A 19,051-nucleotide genomic window follows, 5' to 3' on the forward strand; every position below is an offset into this window, starting at 1 on the left:
GGCCCCGTCTGTTGCGCAGGCGGGGCCGCTCTTTGTCAGCCTGATAGTTCTGGTTCTGGTGCCGGCGTCCGCGTCGGCACGGTACGGAAGGACGGTCCCCCGTGACGGAGGCAGCGGAGCTTCCCCCCGCGCCCGAGCAGGCCCGCGAGGTGTTCGGTGAACGCTTCGCGGACGCAGTCCGGTATGCCGAGCTGCTCGCCGAGGCGGGCGTCCAGCGCGGTCTGATCGGCCCGCGTGAGGTGCCCCGCCTGTGGGAGCGGCATCTGCTGAACTGCGCGGTGCTCTCGGAGGTCGTACCCGAGGGTGTCACCGTGTGTGACGTCGGCTCGGGGGCCGGCCTGCCGGGCATCCCGCTCGCTCTGGTCCGGGAGGACCTGAAAATCACCCTGCTGGAGCCGCTGCTCCGCCGCACCAACTTCCTGACCGAGGTCGTGGAGCTGCTCGGCCTGGAGCATGTGACCGTTGTGCGCGGACGCGCCGAGGAGGTCATGGGCAAGCTGCCTCCGGTGCACGTGGTGACCGCACGTGCCGTGGCGCCGCTCGACCGCCTGGCCACCTGGGGCATCCCCCTGCTGCGGCCGTACGGGGAGATGCTTGCGCTCAAGGGCGACACCGCGGAGGAGGAGCTGAAGAGCGCTGCCACCGCACTGACCAAGCTCGGGGCCGTGACGACGTCGATCGTGCACGTGGGTGAGGGCGTGGTGGACCCCATGTCCACAGTGGTACGGGTCGAGGTCGGAGAGAGCCCCGGCGGTGTGCGCTTCGCCGCCAAGCGCGCCAAGGCCGCCCGCACCGGACGGGCCCGGCGCCGACGCGGATAGCCGTATGTCCCTCGCTGTGGAGCGCGAGGGTTCCGGTGCGGCAATGTCACGCATCGGGACGACGCGCCCGGCCGTCGAGGCCGGGCGTACTCCACACAAGCTGCCCAACCCGCGCATGCCGGAGTGTCGCGGCAGTGCCGCCTCCGCTGCTGTGCATCGTGTTTCACGTGAAACGTCGCTCACTGCTGCACGGCATCATCAGTCGGGGCCGCGCTGCGGCCGAACCTCGTGAACGGAAGCCTCTCGGCTCCCTCGACGAGAGCTCAGCTCCCCACGAGTCGTCCCCTCCACGAGGTACGGAGTTGTCCACAGAGGTGGATTTCTCCACAGAACGTCAGACCTCACTGGTTCGCGACCCCGAAGGCATGGGAGGCTCTGTTCATTGCGAGCCTGAAGTCGAGGAGAGTGAATCCTTGCGGTCCGACGCCAACATCGCGGGACCGATGACCGATCCGGTCCCCGGTCCCCGTACCGAATCGACGGGGGCGGATGTTTCACGTGAAACACCGCCTCCGATGGACGACACTCCCATCGGTCGCGCTGCCCAACTGGCGGTGGAGGCTCTGGGTCGTGCCGGAGAAGGGCTGCCGCGGCCCGAGCAGACCCGCGTCATCGTGGTCGCCAACCAGAAGGGCGGTGTCGGAAAGACGACGACCACCGTCAATCTGGCTGCTTCGCTCGCTCTGCACGGCGCCCGTGTCCTGGTGATCGACCTCGACCCGCAGGGCAACGCATCCACCGCTCTGGGGATCGACCACCATGCCAAGGTGCCCTCCATCTACGACGTGCTGGTGGAGAGCAAGCCACTGGCAGAGGTCGTCCAGCCCGTCCCCGATGTCGAGGGCCTCTTCTGCGCCCCCGCCACCATCGATCTTGCCGGTGCGGAAATCGAGCTGGTGTCGCTCGTGGCACGGGAGAGCCGACTGCAGCGGGCCATTCAGGCCTACGAGCAGCCGCTGGACTACATCCTCATCGACTGCCCGCCGTCGCTCGGCCTCCTCACGGTCAACGCCCTGGTGGCAGGCCAGGAGGTGCTGATCCCGATCCAGTGCGAGTACTACGCGCTGGAAGGACTCGGGCAGCTGCTGCGCAACGTCGACCTGGTCCGAGGGCACCTCAACCCCGCTCTGCACGTCTCGACCATCCTGCTCACCATGTACGACGGCCGGACGCGGCTCGCCTCCCAGGTCGCGGAGGAAGTGCGCACCCACTTCGGCGACGAGGTCCTGCGCACCAGCATCCCCCGTTCCGTCCGTATCTCCGAGGCCCCGAGCTACGGGCAGACGGTGCTGACTTACGATCCTGGATCGAGCGGTGCTCTCTCGTACTTCGAGGCGGCACGCGAGATCGCGCTGAGAGGCGTCGGAGTCCGGTACGACGCGTCGCAGGCGCACATCGGCGCACAGCAGACTGATCCGAACATGGTGGAGGGCGTGCAGTGAGTGAGCGACGGAGGGGGCTGGGTCGTGGGCTCGCAGCACTGATCCCCGCTGCCCCGACAGAGAAGACGGTGTCCCCGGCCGCGGTGGGCGGGACGGCCTCCCCGTCGCCCGCAGCGATTCCGGTACTGCCGAACGAGCGCGGAGTGGCGGCCGCGAAGGTGACCACGCTGGCTTCTGTTTCACGTGAAACGGAGGAGGCCGCAGCCGCGAGTTCTTCGGTGCCGGCCCCGCCGATGGGGGCGCACTTCGCTGAAATCCCCCTCGACGCCATTACGCCGAACCCGCGGCAGCCTCGTGACGTCTTCGACGAGGACGCTCTGGCCGAACTGATCACCTCCATCAAGGAGGTCGGTCTGCTTCAGCCCGTCGTCGTGCGGCAGGCGGGCAGCGGCCGCTACGAGCTGATCATGGGCGAGCGCCGGTGGCGTGCCTGTCGTGAGGCCGGACTCGACGCCATCCCGGCCATCGTGCGGGCCACGGAGGACGAGAAGCTCCTCCTGGACGCGCTGCTGGAGAACCTGCACCGTGCCCAGCTGAACCCGCTGGAAGAGGCTGCCGCCTACGACCAGCTGCTCAAGGACTTCAACTGCACGCACGACCAGCTGGCCGACCGCATCGGCCGGTCCCGCCCGCAGGTGTCCAACACCCTGCGTCTGCTGAAGCTGTCCCCGACCGTTCAGCGCCGGGTGGCCGCCGGAGTGCTCTCCGCCGGGCACGCCCGCGCGCTGCTGTCCGTCGAGGACTCCGAGGAACAGGACCGTCTGGCTCACCGCATCGTGGCCGAGGGCCTCTCGGTACGGGCCGTCGAGGAGATCGTGACCCTGATGGGCTCGCGGCCTCAGAAGGCTCAGCGGTCCAAGGGCCCCCGTGCGGGCGCCCGGGTGTCGCCAGCCCTGTCCGAACTGGCGACGCGCCTCTCGGATCGCTTCGAGACGCGGGTAAAGGTCGACCTCGGTCAGAAGAAGGGCAAGATCACCGTCGAGTTCGCCTCGATGGAGGACCTGGAGCGCATCCTCGGCACCCTCGCCCCCGGAGAGGGCCCGGTGCTCCAGAAGAGCCTCGTGGACGAGAGCGACGCCGAGGAGACCGATTCCTGAGGAGTCGCTCCGCCCGGCCTGAAGCCGGCCAGGGCGGGCCGTGTCCGGTACGCACCGGACACGGCCCGCCCTTTGCCTTGTGCCGGTATCGAGGGAATCGCTTCATGGATACGATGCGTTCGTATATGGCGCATCCACCCGGCAACACCTCTGAGAGCTAGGCAGGGGCCATGCGAATGACGAGCCGCACCGGACTGATGAGTGCGGGGCTGGGGGTGGGCGTCGTCAGTGGCTTCATCGGCAGCCTGCTCAGAGAACGGAGTGCTCTGACCGCCGCCCGTGTGGCAGCGGGCCAAGGAAGCGAGGAACAGCCTTCATGGGCCGTCGGCTCGTACCGCTCACGCTGGACAACCTTCCGGACCTCCCCCAGCGCTGCCGCTCGTGTGTCTTCTGGGAGCTCGACCCGGTCAGCGGCGAGGCAGCGATAAAGGCGGGCACCGCAGAGCTCGAGAAGGAGGCCTGGATCTCGGCCGTCCTTCTCGACTGGGGCTCCTGCGGACGCGTCGTCTACGTGGACGAGGTGCCCGTGGGCTACGTGCTCTACGCGCCCCCCGCCTATGTGCCCCGCTCCACCGCGTTCCCCACCAGCCCGGTGTCCCCCGACGCGGTGCAGCTGATGACCGCGTTCATCCTCCCCGACTACCAGGGGCAGGGGCTCGGCCGCGTGATGGTCCAGACAGTGGCGAAGGATCTGCTGCGGCGGGGCTTCAAGGCGATCGAGGCCTTCGGCGACGCCCGGTGGAAGGAGTCGGCCTGTGTGCTGCCCGCGGACCATCTGCTCGCCGTGGGCTTCAAGACGGTCCGTCAGCACCCCGCCTATCCCCGGCTGCGGTTGGAGCTGAGATCGACGCTCTCCTGGAAGGAAGACGTGGAGATGGCACTCGACCGACTGCTCGGGGCGGTGCAGAAGGAGCCGGCCCTGCGTCCGCTCTGACCTCGCTCACACGAATGGGCCGACCCAAGCGGGTCGACCCATTCGTGTTTCACGTGAAACATGCACCGCCGTCGAGGCGCCCGTCACTACTCGGCGATGAAGTCCTCGAGGTCGCGGACGATCGCGGCCTTCGGCTTGGCGCCGACGATGGTCTTGGCGACCTCACCGCCCTGGTAGACGTTCAGGGTCGGGATCGACATGACGCCGTACTTGGCGGCCGTGCCCGGGTTCTCGTCGATGTTGAGCTTGACGACCTCGATCTTGTCTCCGTACTCGGCAGCGATGGCCTCGAGGGACGGAGCGATCTGACGGCACGGACCGCACCAGGCGGCCCAGAAGTCCACCAGGACAGGCTTGTCGCTCTTGAGGACGTCCTGCTCGAAGGAGTCGTCGGTCACGTTCTTCAGGGTGCCGGCCACAGCGGGCTCCTTAATCGTTGGTGCGTGGGGAGAGTGGATCAGACAGTGGTCTTCTCGGGCTCGGCCTTGTCCTCGTCGGCGAGCGCAGCGAGGAAGCGCTCCGCGTCGAGGGCTGCCGCGCAGCCGGTACCGGCCGCGGTGATCGCCTGGCGGTAGGTGTGGTCCACCACGTCGCCGGCCGCGAAGACACCCGTGACGTTGGTGCGCGTCGAGGGCGCGTCGACCTTCAGGTAGCCCTCCTCGTCCAGCTCGAGCTGGCCCTTGAAGAGCTCGGTGCGCGGATCGTGACCGATCGCGATGAACAGGCCGGTCACCGCCAGGTCGGAGAGCTCACTCGTCTTGACGTTGCGCAGCTTCAGACCCGAAAGCTTCTGGTCGCCCTGAATCTCCGCGACCTCGCTGTCCCAGACGAACGAGATCTTCGGGTCGGCGAAGGCGCGCTCCTGCATCGCCTTGGAGGCGCGCAGGGTGTCTCGGCGGTGGACGATCGTCACGGACTTGGCGAAGCGAGACAGGAAGGTCGCCTCTTCCATGGCGGTGTCACCGCCGCCGATGACGGCGATGTCCTGGTCCTTGAAGAAGAAGCCGTCACAGGTGGCGCACCACGAGACACCGCGACCCGAGAGGGCGTCCTCGTTGGGCAGTCCGAGCTTGCGGTGCTGCGACCCGGTCGTCACGATGACGGCCTTCGCCTTGTGGACCGTTCCGGCGGTGTCCGTGACGGTCTTGATCTCACCGGTCAGATCGACAGCCACGACGTCGTCCGGAACCAGCTCGGCACCGAAGCGCTCCGCCTGGGCCCGCATGTTGTCCATGAGCTCCGGGCCCATGATGCCGTCCTGGAAACCGGGGAAGTTCTCCACCTCGGTGGTGTTCATCAGCGCACCGCCGGCGGTGACAGCGCCCTCGAACACCAGGGGCTTCAGCGACGCGCGGGCGGTGTAGAGCGCCGCCGTGTAGCCGGCGGGCCCCGAGCCGATGATGATCACGTTACGGACGTCGCTCACGGCTAGATTCCTCGTCTCTGGTCTGCGTCATTCGACCGGTGGGAGCTTCTTTCGGAACTCTCACCCCACCCAACGGATCCTAAGGGGCCCGCATTCCCGCCGTGCCCGGGCACACGCAGACGGTGCTCCGACGGCACGCCGGGGCCACACACCGTACGGGATACCACGCGGAACCAAGACCACGCGTGTGCGGTCAGCGTGCGTAGGTGTGTTCCAGCAAGACCTTCGCGGCGGAGGACGGGGACGCGTTCTCCACGCATGTCGCGTCGACGATGTAGGCCGTCACGCGCGTGGCGTCCGAGGCGTCGGGCAGCACGACGAGCAGGGCGGCCTTCCCCTGATAGACACCCTGCTCGGTGGCCAGCGCGGCGTCGTTGCGGCCGATGCCCTCCTGGACGCACTCCGGGACCACCGGCTTCGTCAGCACCCGGGGGTTCGCGCCGGAGGAATCCGACTCCATGCCGAAGGTGTGCGGGGAGCGGGCTGCCTTGTCCTGCTGCGGGCTGCGTGCGAGCAGATCGGTGACCTGCTTCTCCAGCTTCCCCTCGGCGAAGGTGTCCGCAGCGGTCGTCCGGTGTTCCTCGTCCGGGCCTCCGCCGTCGTTCAGTGAGGACAGCACCACGGATCCGAAGCCGAGAGCGGCCACGGTGAACGCTGTGCCCAGGACGACGGCCCGGCGGCTCCTGCCCCGCAGCCGGGGCTTGCGGCCCGGTCCCGTGGCCGAGGAGCGGGGGCGGCCCGCGGGCCGGTCGGAGGGCGCCGATGTTTCACGTGAAACATGAGACGGTTCACTCTCGGCCGCGGTCGTACCGAGGATGACGCTCTCGTCCTCTTCGTCGGTCACGGGTGCCGTGGCGTGCAGCAGCGCCTCGGCGGCCAGGGCCGCGTCGATGCGCCCCGCGACATCCTCCGGCATCCGCGGCGGACCCGGAACCGTGCCGAGCAGTCCTCGGATCTCCTCGAGGGAGGCGTGGACGTCGGCACAGAGCTCGCACTGGTCCAGATGCCTCCGGACGTCCTCCCTGCGGTCCGCCGGGAGGAGACCCTCGGTGAGGTCGGAGATCTCCGCGACGTCCGGGTGCTCCGCCTTGTCGGTCGTCGACGTCACGCTCGCCCACCTCCGCCCTTCACTGCAGCCGGGTCGTTCGATCCTGTGTCGGGCGGGTCCGGTCGCCGCGGACCCGCTGCGGGTGGGACGGGTGTCCCCCCTCTCCGGTTCCGTCCCCTGTCTCTGCCCTCCTCCTCACCTGCGCCCCCGGGGCGCAGGTGGGTGAGCAGAGGCAGGAGTCTCGCGCGGCCCCGGGCGCACCGGCTCTTGACCGTGCCGGTGGGCACGTCGAGGACGCGGGCCGCCTCGGCGACCGGGTAGCCCTGCATGTCCACCAGGACGAGCGCCGCCCGCTGGTCGGGCGGAAGGGTGCCCATCGCCTCGATGAGCTGGCGGTGCAGATCGTTGCGCTCCGCGGGCGCCGAGGCGGACTCGTGCGGTTCGAGCAGCTGCTCCAGGCGCTCGGTGTCGTCAACCGGCGCCGTCTTCCGGGAGGCGGCCTTGCGCGCACGGTCCAGGCAGGCGTTCACCGTGATGCGGTGCAGCCAAGTGGTGACAGCTGACTGGCCGCGGAACGTGTGGGCGGCCCGGTAGGCGGAGACGAGGGCGTCCTGGACGGCGTCGGCGGCTTCCTCGCGGTCCCGCAGCGTCCGGAGGGCCACGGCCCAGAGCCGGTCGCGGTGCCGCCGCACGAGCTCGCCGAAGGCGTCGGGATCGCCGTCGACGTGCCGGGTGAGCAGATCCTGATCGCTCACTCCGTCGTGTGCGGCCCCGTCCGCCATCGGATCCCCTCCCTCGACGCGGTCCCTCAGCTGGTCACCTTGATGTCCGCGATCCGGCCACGCCACCGGCCGTCGTCGGCCTGCAGGGGGAGGTCGGTCAGCCAGACCAGGAGGTAGCGGGTCTTCACCGTGCTCTTGGGCGCGAGGGAGACAGCGGCGCCCGACCCCTCGGCGACCTTGCTGTACGAGTCGAAGGAGGTTGGCCGGGACTCCGCGTCGCCGGGCGCGGCACGGAGCTCGACGGACGTGCTGCCGATGAAGGTGACGGTGACCTTCCCGACGTCCTGGCTCTTGCCGAGGTCGACGACGACTCCCACACCGGGCTTCAGACGGCCGAAGTCGGAGCTCGCGTAGTAGCTCGTCTGCCAGTAACTCGTCGGATCGCCGTCCAGGATCTTGGGCAGGTTCTCCGGGTACTCGGACCCGTCCGAGCCGAACGGGTCGAAGTCGTGCAGCTCCGAGATGGCGATCGGCTTGCCGCGCACCGGCTTCGGGGCTTTCTTGTCCTCGCCCTCGGTCGTCTGGGTCTTGGTGTCATCGGCCGTGCCGCCCTGGTCCATGAGGGCGTCCGCGAGCTGCCAACTGCCCAGCCCCAGCGCGGCGATCAGCAGTGCCGAGACGGCCCACTTCAAAGCCTTGCCGGTGCGGCTCTGCAGCGGCGGGGGCGGCACCGGCGTCGGCTGGGCGGGGCGGGAGGGAACGGTGGGGCGCGCGTAGGAGCCCTGCTGATACGTGGTGCGCTGGTAGTCCGGCGGGGCGGTGAACGCGGGCTCCGGCGGACGGATGCGGGGCATCTCGCCGATCGCCTTCACCAGCTCCTCCGGCGTGGTGCACGGCGACTCGTGGCGGGAGGCGGTGGCGCCGTCGTTGGCGAGGGCGCGCATGGCCAGTTCGGACAGGCCGCGGTGGACGCCGGCCCGGACCTGGTCGGGCGGGATCAGACCGATGTCCTTCGGCAGACCTGACATGCCGTAGGCGTCGTTCTCGTACGGCCAGCGCTGGGTCAGCGCCGCGTACAGCAGGGCGCCGATCGACTCGGTGTCCGTGCGCTGGGGGGTGTCCGAGCTGACGCCGCGCAGCGCCGCGTTGACGGCGAGACCGCGGACGCGCCACTGACCGGTCGAGGTGCGCAGGACGGCGTTGGGGTTGAGCCGCAGATGGGCGAGACCCTCGCGGTGGGCCGCCGCCATGGCGCTCGAAACCTGACTGACCATCTGGTAGGCGTCGTACACCTCCAGCGGGCCGGAGGCGAGGAGGGTGGTCAGTTCGGTGCCGTCGGGCAGCCATTCGTGGACGACGTAGACGAGGTCGTCCTCCTCGACGGCGTCCAGGACCTGCACGAAGCGCGGGTCGCCCAGCAGGGCCGAGGAGCGGGCTGCGGCCAGTACGGACCGGGCGCGCGAGTGGTCCGCGGGCAGGATGTGCACGCCGACGGCACGGCGGAGCTTCTCGTCCACGGCACGCCAACTGCTGAACCCGTCCAGACGGGTGACGCACTCCTCGAGGCGGTAGCGTCTGGCCAGCTTGTGGCCGCTGTGCAGCTCGGGTGGCGAGGTCGTCGCGGGGCCCTCGGTCCCGGTGTTCTCCTGTGCCTCGTCGTTGTCCGTGTCCCGCTCCCGGTTCTTGGCCACCCCGTCGGCCGTGGACTGGTCCGCCTCCGCGGTCAGCGACTGCTCGCCGCTGTCGTCTGCCACGTCGACGGCAGCTGTGCTCCGTTCCGCCACCGTCGTTCCCTGCCTCCCCATCCGATGCGCGTCGGCCCGGCGTCCGTCGCGCGCAGTCCGACGCCGAACCCAATTGTGCCCACAGTCCGCCGCTATGCACGACACGCGGGGGCCGATGATGGTTGTGCGCCTACCCCTTGTCTCAGCGTCCCAGGCGTCCGCGCACCATACCGACCAGCGAGTTGACCTCCTCGATACGCATCCGGCGCGCGGCTACGTAGAAGACGCCCAGCAGGACGGCCCCGCCGCCCAGCAGCGCGGCGAACGAACCGAGGACCTCCTGGCCCAGGGCCTCGCTGATGCCGTAACAGGCCGCGCCGCTGAGCAGGGCGGCCGGGACGGAGGCGATGCACAGGCGGGCGTAGGTCCGCAGCACCCGGGCGCCGTCCAGGTCGCCGCCCAGCCGCTTGCGCAGCCGGCGCCAGGCGACGCCGACCCCGAGGGCGTAGGCGACGCCGTACGAGGCGGCCATGCCGACCACGGCCCAGCGGGCCGGCAGCACCAGGAAGCAGAGGCCGGAGGCGACCGCGTTCGCGGCGGCCACGATGACCGTGTTGTAGAAGGGGGTCCGGGTGTCCTCGTAGGCGTAGAAGGCACGCAGGACGACGTACTGCACGGAGTAGGGGATCAGGCCGAGGCCGAAGGCCATCAGCATGTACCCCATGTTGGTGGCCGCGCTGGTGCCCGAGGACCCGAAGATCAGGGTGCACATCGGAATGCCGAGCGCGACGAAGCCGAAGGCGATGGGCACGATCGCGACGGCGGTGGTGCGCAGGCCCTGGGAGATGTCGTCCCGGACGGCGCCCCCGTCCTCCTCGGCCGCCGAGCGGGAGATGCGGGGCAGCAGCGCGGCCATCAGGGAGACCGTGATGATGGCCTGCGGCAGGCCCCAGATCAGCTGGGCGTTGGCGTAGGCGGCGAAGCCGGTGCCCTCGACGTCCGAGTCCAGGCCCGCGGCGGTGGAGAGCTGGGTGACGACCAGCGCGCCCGCCTGGTTGGCGAGGACGAAGAGGATGGTCCACTTGGCGAGCATCGCCGCCTTGCCGAGACCGTGGCCCTTCCAGTCGAAGCGCAGCCGCATGCGGAAGCCGGTCTCCCGCAGATACGGGATCATCGCGAGGGCCTGTACGACGAGACCCAGCAGCACGCCGATGCCGAGGAGCCGCAGACCCTCCGGCGGGATGTTCGAGACCTGCATCTTCGAGTCCGCGGCGGTGCCGTAGACCCAGATGAACGTGCCGAGCGTGACGATGATGACGATGTTGTTCAGGACCGGGGTCCACATCATCGCGCCGAACCGGCCGCGCGCGTTGAGGATCTGACCCATCACCACGTGGACGCCCATGAAGAAGATCGAGGGCAGGAAGTAGCGCGTGAAGGTGACGGCGACCTCGTTGGCCGCGGGATCCGAGGCGACGGGGTTCGACAGCGCGCGCACCAGCAGCGGGGCGGCCAGCCAGGCGAGCGCGGTGAGCACCGCCAGCGCCACCATCACCAGCGTCAGCAGCCGGTTGGCGTACGCCTCGCCGCCGTCCTCGTCGTCCTTCATGGCGCGCACGAGCTGCGGCACGAAGACGGAGTTGAGGCCGCCGCCGACGGTCAGGATGTAGATCATCGTCGGCAGTTGGTAGGCGACCTGGAAGGAGTCGCCGAGCAGGCCGAGGCCCAGGGCCGACACGATCAGCGCGGACCGGACGAAACCGGTGAGACGGGAGACCATCGTCCCCGCCGCCATCACGGCGCTGGACTTCAGCAGACCGCCTGCGCGACCGCCCTTCTTCGGCGTGGGCGCGGGCGCGGGTTCCGGGGCAGCCGGCTCCGCGGCGGGCGGCGGAGTGGCGCCCGCGTAGTGACCGGGCGTGGGGGACGCGGGGCCGGGCACCGGCGCGGAGGCGTACTGCTGCGGTTCGCCCGTCGGCTGCCCGGGCTGGGCGCCGCCCTGGGGCCCCTGGGCGTACCCGCCGTAGTGGTGGGGGAAGGCGTCGCCCTGGGACCGCTGGGCGTACCCGCCGTGCTGGTCGGGGAAGGCGCCGCCCTGCTGCTGGTCGCGGAAGAGGTGCGCGAAGGCGTCCGGTTCGTGGCGCTGTTCCCCGGCCTGGCCGACGAGGTCGTCCACGCCGACGTACTGCGTGGTGCGCGGGTCGTCGCCGTACGGCAGGTGCTGGGTGGGTCCGTCCGGCTCCGGAGCGGGTGTCCGGGCCCACACCCGGGGGTCGGGCGCGTACGGAGACTGGGGCGGCTGCCCGTACAGGGGCTGCTGCGGGTGGTGCGCGCCGGGCGGGGGCGGCGGGTGCGCCGACCGGTCGTAGAGCGCTTCCGCGACCGGGTCCTGGGCGTCGATGTCCTGCGCCCGGTAGGGGTCCTGGGCGTAGGCGTCCTGGACGTAGGCGTCCTGGACGTACATGTCGGCGGGTGGCTGTGACGCCTGGTCGTGCCCGGGCGGCGGACCCCCGGCGGGGTCCGACTCGGGATGGCCCGAGTTGGCCGCGGCGTTGCCGCGGTCACCGTCGTACGGCGCGTTCATGGTTACCCCACCTCATCGTCCCGGGCCGACCGGCCACGACTTCCTCAACGGTCCACTCTCTCACCCGTGCCGGACGGGTCGGCGCTTTCCGGTGCGGTGTCCGGGGCCGGGTCACTCGGCTGCTCCGGGCCGCCCTTCCGGGTGTCCGGCGCGGACTCCTGGGTGGGACGCCTCTCGGAGGCTTCGGGGTTCTTCGGGCCGCCGGCGTCCGCGTCCGCCGTGGTCTCCGGTTCCCACTCCTCGGCCTCGCGGGCCGCGGCGCGCTTGCGCTGGGTGTACATCCGGAAGCCGGCCAGGACGAGCAGCAGCACGCCGCCGCCGATGACCAGCATCACCGTCGCGGTGATCTCGGTCACCTTCACGTCGAACGTGACGGGCTGGCCGTAGGGCCGGCCGTCCTGCGTATAGAGCTGGGCGACCAGGGTGGCCCGGCCGTTGGCGTTGGCGTTCGTGGTGAACTTCACCGACTGGCTGTGGCCGCCGGAGACGGTGACGGGCTGCTCCTCGTAGGCGTTGCCGTCGATCTCCAGGCGGGTCGGGCTGGTGGAGGTGAGCCGCAGCACCAGGTGCTCGACGCCCTGCACCAGGTTGTTCTGGACCGTCACGGGAATCGTGGCGCTGCGGCCGGAGAGCTTGGTCTCCGACTTCTCGATCAGCCGGACCTGGCTGCTCAGCGTGTCCAGGTACGTCTCGACGCCGCTGCGGTAGATCGCCGCCTCGGCCGGCCGGCCGCGCCACGACGCCGCCATGCCCCGGTTCAGGGCGCGCCCGAACGGCGTCACCACGCGGGACTGGTCGGAGAGGATCACTTTGAAGCGGTCGAGCTTGTCCTGCGTCCTGGCGATCTGCTCGAAGGCCGACCGCGGGAGCTCCTGCTTGCGCAGCGACTTCGGGTACGCGGACGCCGGGGGCACGTCGGTGCCGGCGGCCGGGTCCGGCTTGGACTTCGCGGCCGTCGTGAGGTCCTGCGGCTCCGACCAGGTGCTGCCCTGGAGGACGCCGATGACCTCGGCCATGGTCTGGGCCTGGGCGGCGGACGGGGTGCGCTGCGGGGCGACCACGACGCTGCGCGGTCGGTCCGTCTGCAGGGCGAGGGTGAGGCTCTGAGCCAGGAAGCGCTGCACCGCCTGGGTGGAGGCGGAGGCCCTGGTCATGTCGCCGTCGAAGGCGGTGGACAGCCGTGCGTCCGCGACCACGGCCGTGGTGCCGCCGCCGATGGGCCGGGGTGCGGTGGGCGTGTAGGTCAGGTCGCGGCCCCCTTCGAAGGTGTCGCCACGGGTGATCACCTTGTCGGCGCCGGCCGAGGTCGAGACCTTGACGATGGCGGGGTCCACGGCGCCCTCGACGGGCCAGGCGAAGTCCGTGCTGGGCTTGACGTGCAGGATCGACTCGACGGTGCCGGCGGCGACGTCGGTGGCCTCCTTGAGGTGGCGCAGCGAGCCGGTGACCGACGTGCCGTGGTGGGCCAGGGAGGCGAGGTCGGGGTCGCCGAACGGCAGCGCGACGACCTCCTTGTCCTCCACCGCCTTCTGCACCTCGGTGAGCCAGCGCTTGGCGACCGCCTGGTGGCCGCCGACGACGTTCTTGTCGTCCGCGTTCTCACCGGGGATCTCGTACCGGGTGGTCATCGCCTCGACGGAGGCGAGCAGGTCCGGGTCGATCACCCAGGTGACGTCGAGGTCCCGTCCGAGGGCCACCATCCGGTCGAGACGGCCGCCCGGGGAGATCTCCTCGGCGAGCTCGTCGTCGTGGAAGACGGGCGTCTGTTCCTCGTCCGAGCCGGTCTCCGCCGTCATGTGGACGGAGGAGATCAGCGGCCACATGAACGTCGTCTTCGTCTTGGTGTCCGCTGCCTCGGGCTGCCACGGCAGGAACGTGTGGCGGACGCCGAGCGTCTGCTCCCACGGCTGGTCGGACGTCTCGCCGGAGAGGGTGACGGACAGCTCGTAGACGCCGTCCTGACCGAGGTCCAGTTCGTCCGTCGGCACGGAGATCGTGTAGGGCTGCGAGACCCCGGGGGTGAGCTTGGAGAACTTCTCGGTGTACTTGTCGTCGATCTCCGCTCCGAGGGGGCCGTCGATGTCACCGGAGTTCTTGGCGAGCGTGTCGATGCTGGAGCGGGTGTTGAGCAGTGGCCCCACCCGGAGACCGACGGAGGCGTCGGTGACGGCCCGCTTGCCCTTGTTGGTCACCGTCCCGGAGACGGTGACGGTGTCGCCCTCGGCGGGGGCGCTGGGCGTGAGGGAGTCGACGGAGACGGCCACCGATCCGTCGTCGGAGGCGGCCCGCGGCACGGCCGGGGCGGCGGCTTCCGCGGAGGGCGCGGCGGACAGCTGGACGAGCCCGGCCAGGAGGGGCGTCCCGGCGAGCAGGGCACCGGAGCGCCGCAGCCAGCGGCGGGCAGGTGAGGGACTGGTCCCCTGGAAGTCTGCCGCCTCGGCCACGCGCTCGCCCGTCCCTTGTCGTCAGTGGTCGTCGGAATGTGCGTCCAGGCATGGTAACGAGGTGCGAGAAGGGGAAGTGCCGCGGACCGGTGCTCAAGATCGAGCGGTGCGCGCCTTGTCCATGATCGCCACAGGTGTCCGTCCGCGCGCCTTTTTCCGGGCGCTCCGGGCCGTGCGGGCCACGTACCCTCTTCTGTTGTGCCGAACGCCAACGAAGCAACCAGTGCCCTGAGCCAGGTGCAGGACCGCGCCGTGAGTGAACTGCTGCGGGTCGCCCCTGTCGCCGACGACCTAGCCCGCCGTTTCCAGGAGGCGGGGTTCTCACTCGCCCTGGTCGGCGGCTCGGTGCGGGACGCGCTGCTCGGCCGCCTCGGCAACGATCTGGACTTCACGACCGACGCCCGCCCGCAGGACATCCTGAAGATCATGCGTCCCTGGGCGGACGCCGTCTGGGACGTCGGGATCGCCTTCGGGACGGTCGGCGCCCAGAAGGAGGCGCGCGTCGGGGACACCGAGCGGAGCTTCCAGATCGAGGTGACCACCTACCGGTCCGAGGCGTACGACCGCACGTCGCGCAAGCCGGAGGTGTCCTACGGCGACTCCATCGAGGACGACCTCGTCCGCCGTGACTTCACCGTCAACGCGATGGCCGTCGCCCTCCCCGAGAAGAGGTTCATCGATCCGCACGGCGGTCTGCGGGACCTCGCCGAGCGGGTGCTGCGTACGCCGGGGACGCCCGAGGAGTCCTTCTCCGACGATCCGCTGCGGATGATGCGGGCGGCGCGCTTCGCCGCTCAGCTCGACTTCGAGGTGGCCCCCGAGGTCGTCACGGCGATGAAGGAGATGGCGGGACGCATCGAGATCGTCTCTGCCGAGCGGGTGCGGGACGAGCTGAACAAGCTGATCCTTTCCGCGCACCCCCGCAAGGGCCTCACCCTGCTCGTGGACACCGGGATCGCCTCGTACGTGCTGCCGGAGCTGCCGGCCCTGCACCTGGAGCGCGACGAGCACCACCGGCACAAGGACGTCTACGAGCACACCTTGACCGTGCTGGAGCAGGCGATGGCCCTGGAGGAGGACGGTCCCGACCTGACCCTTCGCCTCGCCGCCCTGCTGCACGACATCGGCAAGCCCCGCACACGCCGCTTCGAGAAGGACGGCCGCGTCTCCTTCCATCACCACGAAGTGGTCGGGGCGAAGATGACCAAGAAGCGCATGACCGCCCTGAAGTACTCCAACGAACTGGTGAAGGACGTCTCCCGGCTCGTCGAGCTGCACCTGCGGTTCCACGGCTACGGCACGGGAGAGTGGACGGACTCCGCGGTCCGCCGCTACGTCCGCGACGCGGGGCCGCTCCTCGGCCGGCTCCACAAGCTGACCCGCTCGGACTGCACCACGCGGAACCGGCGCAAGGCCGCCGCGCTCGCCCGTGCGTACGACGGGCTGGAGGAGCGCATCGTCCAGCTTCAGGAGAAGGAGGAGCTGGACTCCATCCGACCGGACCTCGACGGCAACCAGATCATGGAGATCCTGGGCGTCAAGCCGGGGCCGGCGGTCGGGAAGGCCTACAAACACCTGCTGGAGCTCCGGCTGGAGAACGGCCCCATGGAACACGACGAGGCCGTGAAGGCTCTCCAGGAGTGGTGGGCCGAGCAGCAGGGCTGACAACGAGAGCGGGGGCATGTTTCACGTGAAACATGCCCCCGCACACGAACTGAGGGGTGGTGTTTCACGTGAAACACCACCCCTCAGTGTCGTCTTACTTGTCCTTCAGGCAGAGCAGGAAGCTCTTGCTGCCGTTGGTCTCCGTGTAGACGTACTCGAAGTCCTTGGCGGCTGCCTCGCACTTGCTCTGCGCCGTCAGGCCGGAGAAGTCGCCCTCGACCTTGGCCAGCACCGTGTACTGCGCCTTCGCGTCACCGCAGTCGACGACCTCGAGGTCCGGGTCGTTGTCGTCCGTGCTGCCCCGGTGCATGCAGTCGCCCACGGCGGCCGCGCTGGCGTCGTCGCGGCTCGCGATCCACCCGCCGATGGCCACACCCGCGACGATCAGCACGATCACGATGTTCTTGATCATCTTGAAGCTGATCTTGCGACCCTGCTGCTGCGGGGGCACCGGAGCTCCCGGCGGCGGGAAGCCGGGCTGGCCGGCCTGCTGCGGGAAGGGGGGCTGGCCCTGGGGCTGGCCGTAGGGCTGCTGCTGGCCCTGGGCGAACGGGTTGCCCTGGGGCGGCGGAGTGGTCACTTGGGGGTCCCCCTATACGTAGGCATGTGACGCGAAAGTCGCGTCGGTAAGACCCACGTAAGCTATCGGTCCCCACCGACAACTCCGTAGCGAGATATGGCTCTGTGGCACTGATGTGACACTTACTGGCGTCCAAAACGGGCCATAGTCACCGCAACCGCTCCGTAGGTAACGGCAATTGTTACCACCAGTGTGACCGAACGACCGTCCGAAGGGAGCACCAGGGCGGCAACGGCCGCAGCGCCGACGAACGCCACGTTGAACAGCACGTCGTAGACCGAGAAGATCCGGCCACGATAATCGTCGTGCACGGAGGCCTGGACGATGGTGTCCGTGGCGATCTTCGCTCCCTGGGTGCTCAGGCCGAGGACGAACGCCCCCGCCAGCAGCGGGCCGGAGGCGAAGGGCAGGCCGAACGCCGGCTCCAGCACGGCCGCCGCAGCGGCGCACAGCACGATCCAGCGACCGGGCCCCACCCGCCCCGCGGCCCACGGCGTCAGCACGGCCGCGGCGAAGAAACCGGCGCCGGACACCCCCAACGCCAGCCCCAGCAGGGCGAGTCCCTCGTCCGTGGTCGACGTCAGGTGGTACCGGCACAGCATCAGCAGCATGACGAGCATTCCGCCGTAGCAGAAGCGCATGAGGAACATCGCCGTGAGCGCCCAGGCGGCGTCCCTGCGCGCTGGGGCCGCGAGATGACGTACGCCCGCGGCCAGGCCGCCGACCGTGCCGGAGAGAGCCGTGCCCAGCCGGGGACGCACCGGAGCGCGGTCCGGGCCGAGCAGTTCCCTGGCGATGCGCAGGGCCGCCAGTGCCGCGCACAGGTAGAGGACGGCGCCCACGAGCACGACGGCCGCGTCCGAGTCGGAGACGACCAGCCGGACCACGAAGGCCAGGCCGCCGCCCGCGGTCGCGGCGAGCGTCCCGGCGGTCGGGGAGAGGGAGTTGGCGATGACCAGCCGCTCGGTGTCCACCACACGGGGCAGCGCGGCGGAGAGTCCGGCGAGGACGAAGCGGTTGACGCCGGTGACGCACAGCGCGGCCACGAACAGGAGCCAGTCGGGGACCCGGACGAGGATCAGGACGGCGGTCACCGACGCCATCAGGGCGCGCAGCAGATTGCCGTGGAGGAAGACCTGGCGGCGGCACCAGCGGTCCAGCAGGACGCCGGCGAAGGGGCCGACGGCGGAGTAGGGCAGGAGCAGGACGGCCATCGCCGAGGCGATGGCCGCGGCCGAGGTCTGCCGTTCCGGGGAGAAGACGACGTAGGCGGCGAGCGCGACCTGGAAGACCCCGTCGGCGCCCTGGGAGAGCAGCCGGACGGCGAGCAGGCGCCGGAAGCCCTGGAAGCGCAACAGAACGCGCAGGTCACGGACGACAGCCATGGGGCACAGCCTCACATACGACGGGGGTCTCCGGGACACACGACCCGGAGACCCCCGACTGCCCGCTGTGGTCGCGCTTCTAGCGCTCGACCTCGCCCTTGATGAACTTCTCGACGTTCTCACGGGCCTGGTCGTCGAAGTACTGCACCGGCGGCGACTTCATGAAGTACGAGGAGGCCGACAGGATGGGGCCGCCGACGCCCCGGTCCTTGGCGATCTTCGCGGCGCGCAGGGCGTCGATGATGACACCGGCGGAGTTCGGGGAGTCCCAGACCTCGAGCTTGTACTCCAGGTTCAGCGGGACGTCACCGAACGCGCGGCCCTCGAGGCGGACGTAGGCCCACTTGCGGTCGTCCAGCCAGGCGACGTAGTCGGACGGGCCGATGTGGACGTTCTTCTCGCCGAGCTCCCGGTCGGGGATCTGCGAGGTGACGGCCTGGGTCTTCGAGATCTTCTTCGACTCGAGGCGGTCGCGCTCGAGCATGTTCTTGAAGTCCATGTTGCCGCCGACGTTCAGCTGCATCGTGCGGTCCAGGACGACACCCCGGTCCTCGAACAGCTTCGCCATGACGCGGTGCGTGATGGTGGCGCCGACCTGCGACTTGATGTCGTCGCCGACGATGGGGACGCCCGCCTCGGTGAACTTGTCCGCCCACTCCTTGGTGCCGGCGATGAAGACCGGAAGGGCGTTGACGAAGGCGACCTTGGCGTCGATGGCGCACTGGGCGTAGAACTTCGCCGCGTCCTCGGAGCCGACGGGCAGGTAGCAGACGAGGACGTCGACCTGCTTGTCCTTGAGGACCTGCACGACGTCGACGGGCTCCTCGGCGGACTCCTCGATGGTCTCGCGGTAGTACTTGCCGAGACCGTCGAGCGTGTGGCCGCGCTGGACCGTCACGCCGGTGCGGGGAACGTCGCAGATCTTGATGGTGTTGTTCTCGGAGGCGCCGATGGCGTCCGCGAGGTCGAGACCGACCTTCTTGGCGTCCACGTCGAAGGCGGCGACGAATTCGACGTCACCGACGTGGTAGTCGCCGAACTGGACGTGCATCAGGCCCGGCACCTTGGACGCCGGGTCGGCGTCCTTGTAGTACTCGACTCCCTGCACCAGCGATGCGGCGCAGTTGCCCACGCCGACGATGGCTACGCGAACCGAACCCATTCCGGTTGCTCCCTGTG

The 19,051-nt window shown here is 69.9% G+C and carries 15 protein-coding genes; 5 read left to right on the forward strand and 10 right to left on the reverse strand.

The window, feature by feature from the left end:
* Window positions 1-101 precede the first annotated feature (101 nt).
* The 4 genes from rsmG (at window position 102) to C1708_RS16465 (ending at window position 4,294) form a co-directional block, all read left to right on the forward strand.
* On the forward strand, window positions 102-821 hold the full coding sequence (gene rsmG / locus C1708_RS16450) for a 16S rRNA (guanine(527)-N(7))-methyltransferase RsmG (RefSeq protein ID WP_106413394.1): 720 nt from the start codon (window positions 102-104) through the stop codon (window positions 819-821).
* Between the two features lie 365 nt (window positions 822-1,186).
* Window positions 1,187-2,263, forward strand: coding sequence for a ParA family protein (locus tag C1708_RS16455; RefSeq protein ID WP_106416332.1), 1,077 nt, complete (start codon window positions 1,187-1,189; stop codon window positions 2,261-2,263).
* Window positions 2,260-3,360: a ParB/RepB/Spo0J family partition protein gene (locus tag C1708_RS16460; RefSeq protein WP_106413395.1), complete on the forward strand. Its 1,101-nt coding sequence runs from the start codon at window positions 2,260-2,262 to the stop codon at window positions 3,358-3,360. Before C1708_RS16455 ends, C1708_RS16460 begins: the two co-directional genes overlap by 4 nt.
* A gap of 316 nt (window positions 3,361-3,676) precedes the next feature.
* A complete protein-coding gene (locus C1708_RS16465) occupies window positions 3,677-4,294 on the forward strand; it encodes a GNAT family N-acetyltransferase (protein ID WP_106413396.1) in 618 nt (205 codons plus the stop codon).
* Window positions 4,295-4,380: 86 nt separating this feature from the next.
* On the opposite strand, the gene trxA is transcribed toward C1708_RS16465, so the two are convergent.
* From trxA to C1708_RS16500, 7 genes are all read right to left on the reverse strand, one after another.
* Window positions 4,381-4,713, reverse strand: coding sequence for a thioredoxin (trxA, locus tag C1708_RS16470; RefSeq protein ID WP_003991504.1), 333 nt, complete (start codon window positions 4,711-4,713; stop codon window positions 4,381-4,383).
* Window positions 4,714-4,751: 38 nt separating this feature from the next.
* Window positions 4,752-5,720 (reverse strand): thioredoxin-disulfide reductase, encoded by a 969-nt coding sequence (gene trxB, locus C1708_RS16475; protein ID WP_106413397.1) that lies wholly within the window; start codon window positions 5,718-5,720, stop codon window positions 4,752-4,754.
* 193 nt (window positions 5,721-5,913) lie between these two features.
* Window positions 5,914-6,828: an anti-sigma factor family protein gene (locus C1708_RS16480; protein WP_106413398.1), complete on the reverse strand. Its 915-nt coding sequence runs from the start codon at window positions 6,826-6,828 to the stop codon at window positions 5,914-5,916.
* Window positions 6,825-7,550: an RNA polymerase sigma factor SigM gene (sigM, locus tag C1708_RS16485; protein ID WP_106413399.1), complete on the reverse strand. Its 726-nt coding sequence runs from the start codon at window positions 7,548-7,550 to the stop codon at window positions 6,825-6,827. Before sigM ends, C1708_RS16480 begins: the two co-directional genes overlap by 4 nt.
* A 26-nt stretch (window positions 7,551-7,576) precedes the next feature.
* On the reverse strand, window positions 7,577-9,274 hold the full coding sequence (locus C1708_RS16490; RefSeq protein WP_106413400.1) for a protein kinase family protein: 1,698 nt from the start codon (window positions 9,272-9,274) through the stop codon (window positions 7,577-7,579).
* Window positions 9,275-9,416: 142 nt separating this feature from the next.
* Window positions 9,417-11,798 carry a murein biosynthesis integral membrane protein MurJ gene (murJ, locus tag C1708_RS16495; protein ID WP_106413401.1) on the reverse strand — a complete coding sequence of 794 codons (2,382 nt, stop codon included), beginning with the start codon at window positions 11,796-11,798 and terminating at the stop codon, window positions 9,417-9,419.
* A 44-nt stretch (window positions 11,799-11,842) separates the two neighbouring features.
* Window positions 11,843-14,242, reverse strand: a complete 2,400-nt coding sequence (locus C1708_RS16500) for a DUF6049 family protein (RefSeq protein ID WP_106413402.1) — start codon at window positions 14,240-14,242, stop codon at window positions 11,843-11,845.
* Between the two features lie 198 nt (window positions 14,243-14,440).
* On the opposite strand from C1708_RS16500, the gene C1708_RS16505 reads away from it, so the two are divergent.
* Complete coding sequence (locus tag C1708_RS16505; protein ID WP_502696065.1) at window positions 14,441-15,907, forward strand: CCA tRNA nucleotidyltransferase; 1,467 nt, start codon at window positions 14,441-14,443, stop codon at window positions 15,905-15,907.
* Window positions 15,908-16,001: 94 nt separating this feature from the next.
* On the opposite strand, the gene C1708_RS16510 is transcribed toward C1708_RS16505, so the two are convergent.
* The 3 genes from C1708_RS16510 to C1708_RS16520 all read right to left on the reverse strand — a co-directional run bounded on the left by C1708_RS16510 (window position 16,002) and on the right by C1708_RS16520 (window position 19,034).
* Window positions 16,002-16,487: an LppU/SCO3897 family protein gene (locus tag C1708_RS16510; RefSeq protein WP_106413404.1), complete on the reverse strand. Its 486-nt coding sequence runs from the start codon at window positions 16,485-16,487 to the stop codon at window positions 16,002-16,004.
* A gap of 122 nt (window positions 16,488-16,609) precedes the next feature.
* Window positions 16,610-17,872, reverse strand: coding sequence for an MFS transporter (locus C1708_RS16515; RefSeq protein ID WP_106413405.1), 1,263 nt, complete (start codon window positions 17,870-17,872; stop codon window positions 16,610-16,612).
* 79 nt (window positions 17,873-17,951) lie between these two features.
* Window positions 17,952-19,034 (reverse strand): inositol-3-phosphate synthase, encoded by a 1,083-nt coding sequence (locus C1708_RS16520; protein ID WP_106413406.1) that lies wholly within the window; start codon window positions 19,032-19,034, stop codon window positions 17,952-17,954.
* Window positions 19,035-19,051 lie beyond the last annotated feature (17 nt).

It is taken from the genome of Streptomyces sp. DH-12 (genome assembly GCF_002899455.1).
Classification (GTDB): Bacteria; Actinomycetota; Actinomycetes; order Streptomycetales; family Streptomycetaceae; genus Streptomyces.

Bases quoted from the DNA above. Each gene is read 5' to 3' on its own strand.
- C1708_RS16465 (WP_106413396.1), top strand. From the start codon at position 3,677: ATGGGCCGTCGGCTCGTACCGCTCACGCTGGACAACCTTCCGGACCTC.
- sigM (WP_106413399.1), bottom strand. From the start codon at position 7,550: ATGGCGGACGGGGCCGCACACGACGGAGTGAGCGATCAGGATCTGCTC.
- C1708_RS16520 (WP_106413406.1), bottom strand. From the start codon at position 19,034: ATGGGTTCGGTTCGCGTAGCCATCGTCGGCGTGGGCAACTGCGCCGCA.
- C1708_RS16455 (WP_106416332.1), top strand. From the start codon at position 1,187: ATGGGAGGCTCTGTTCATTGCGAGCCTGAAGTCGAGGAGAGTGAATCC.
- C1708_RS16515 (WP_106413405.1), bottom strand. From the start codon at position 17,872: ATGGCTGTCGTCCGTGACCTGCGCGTTCTGTTGCGCTTCCAGGGCTTC.
- murJ (WP_106413401.1), bottom strand. From the start codon at position 11,798: ATGAACGCGCCGTACGACGGTGACCGCGGCAACGCCGCGGCCAACTCG.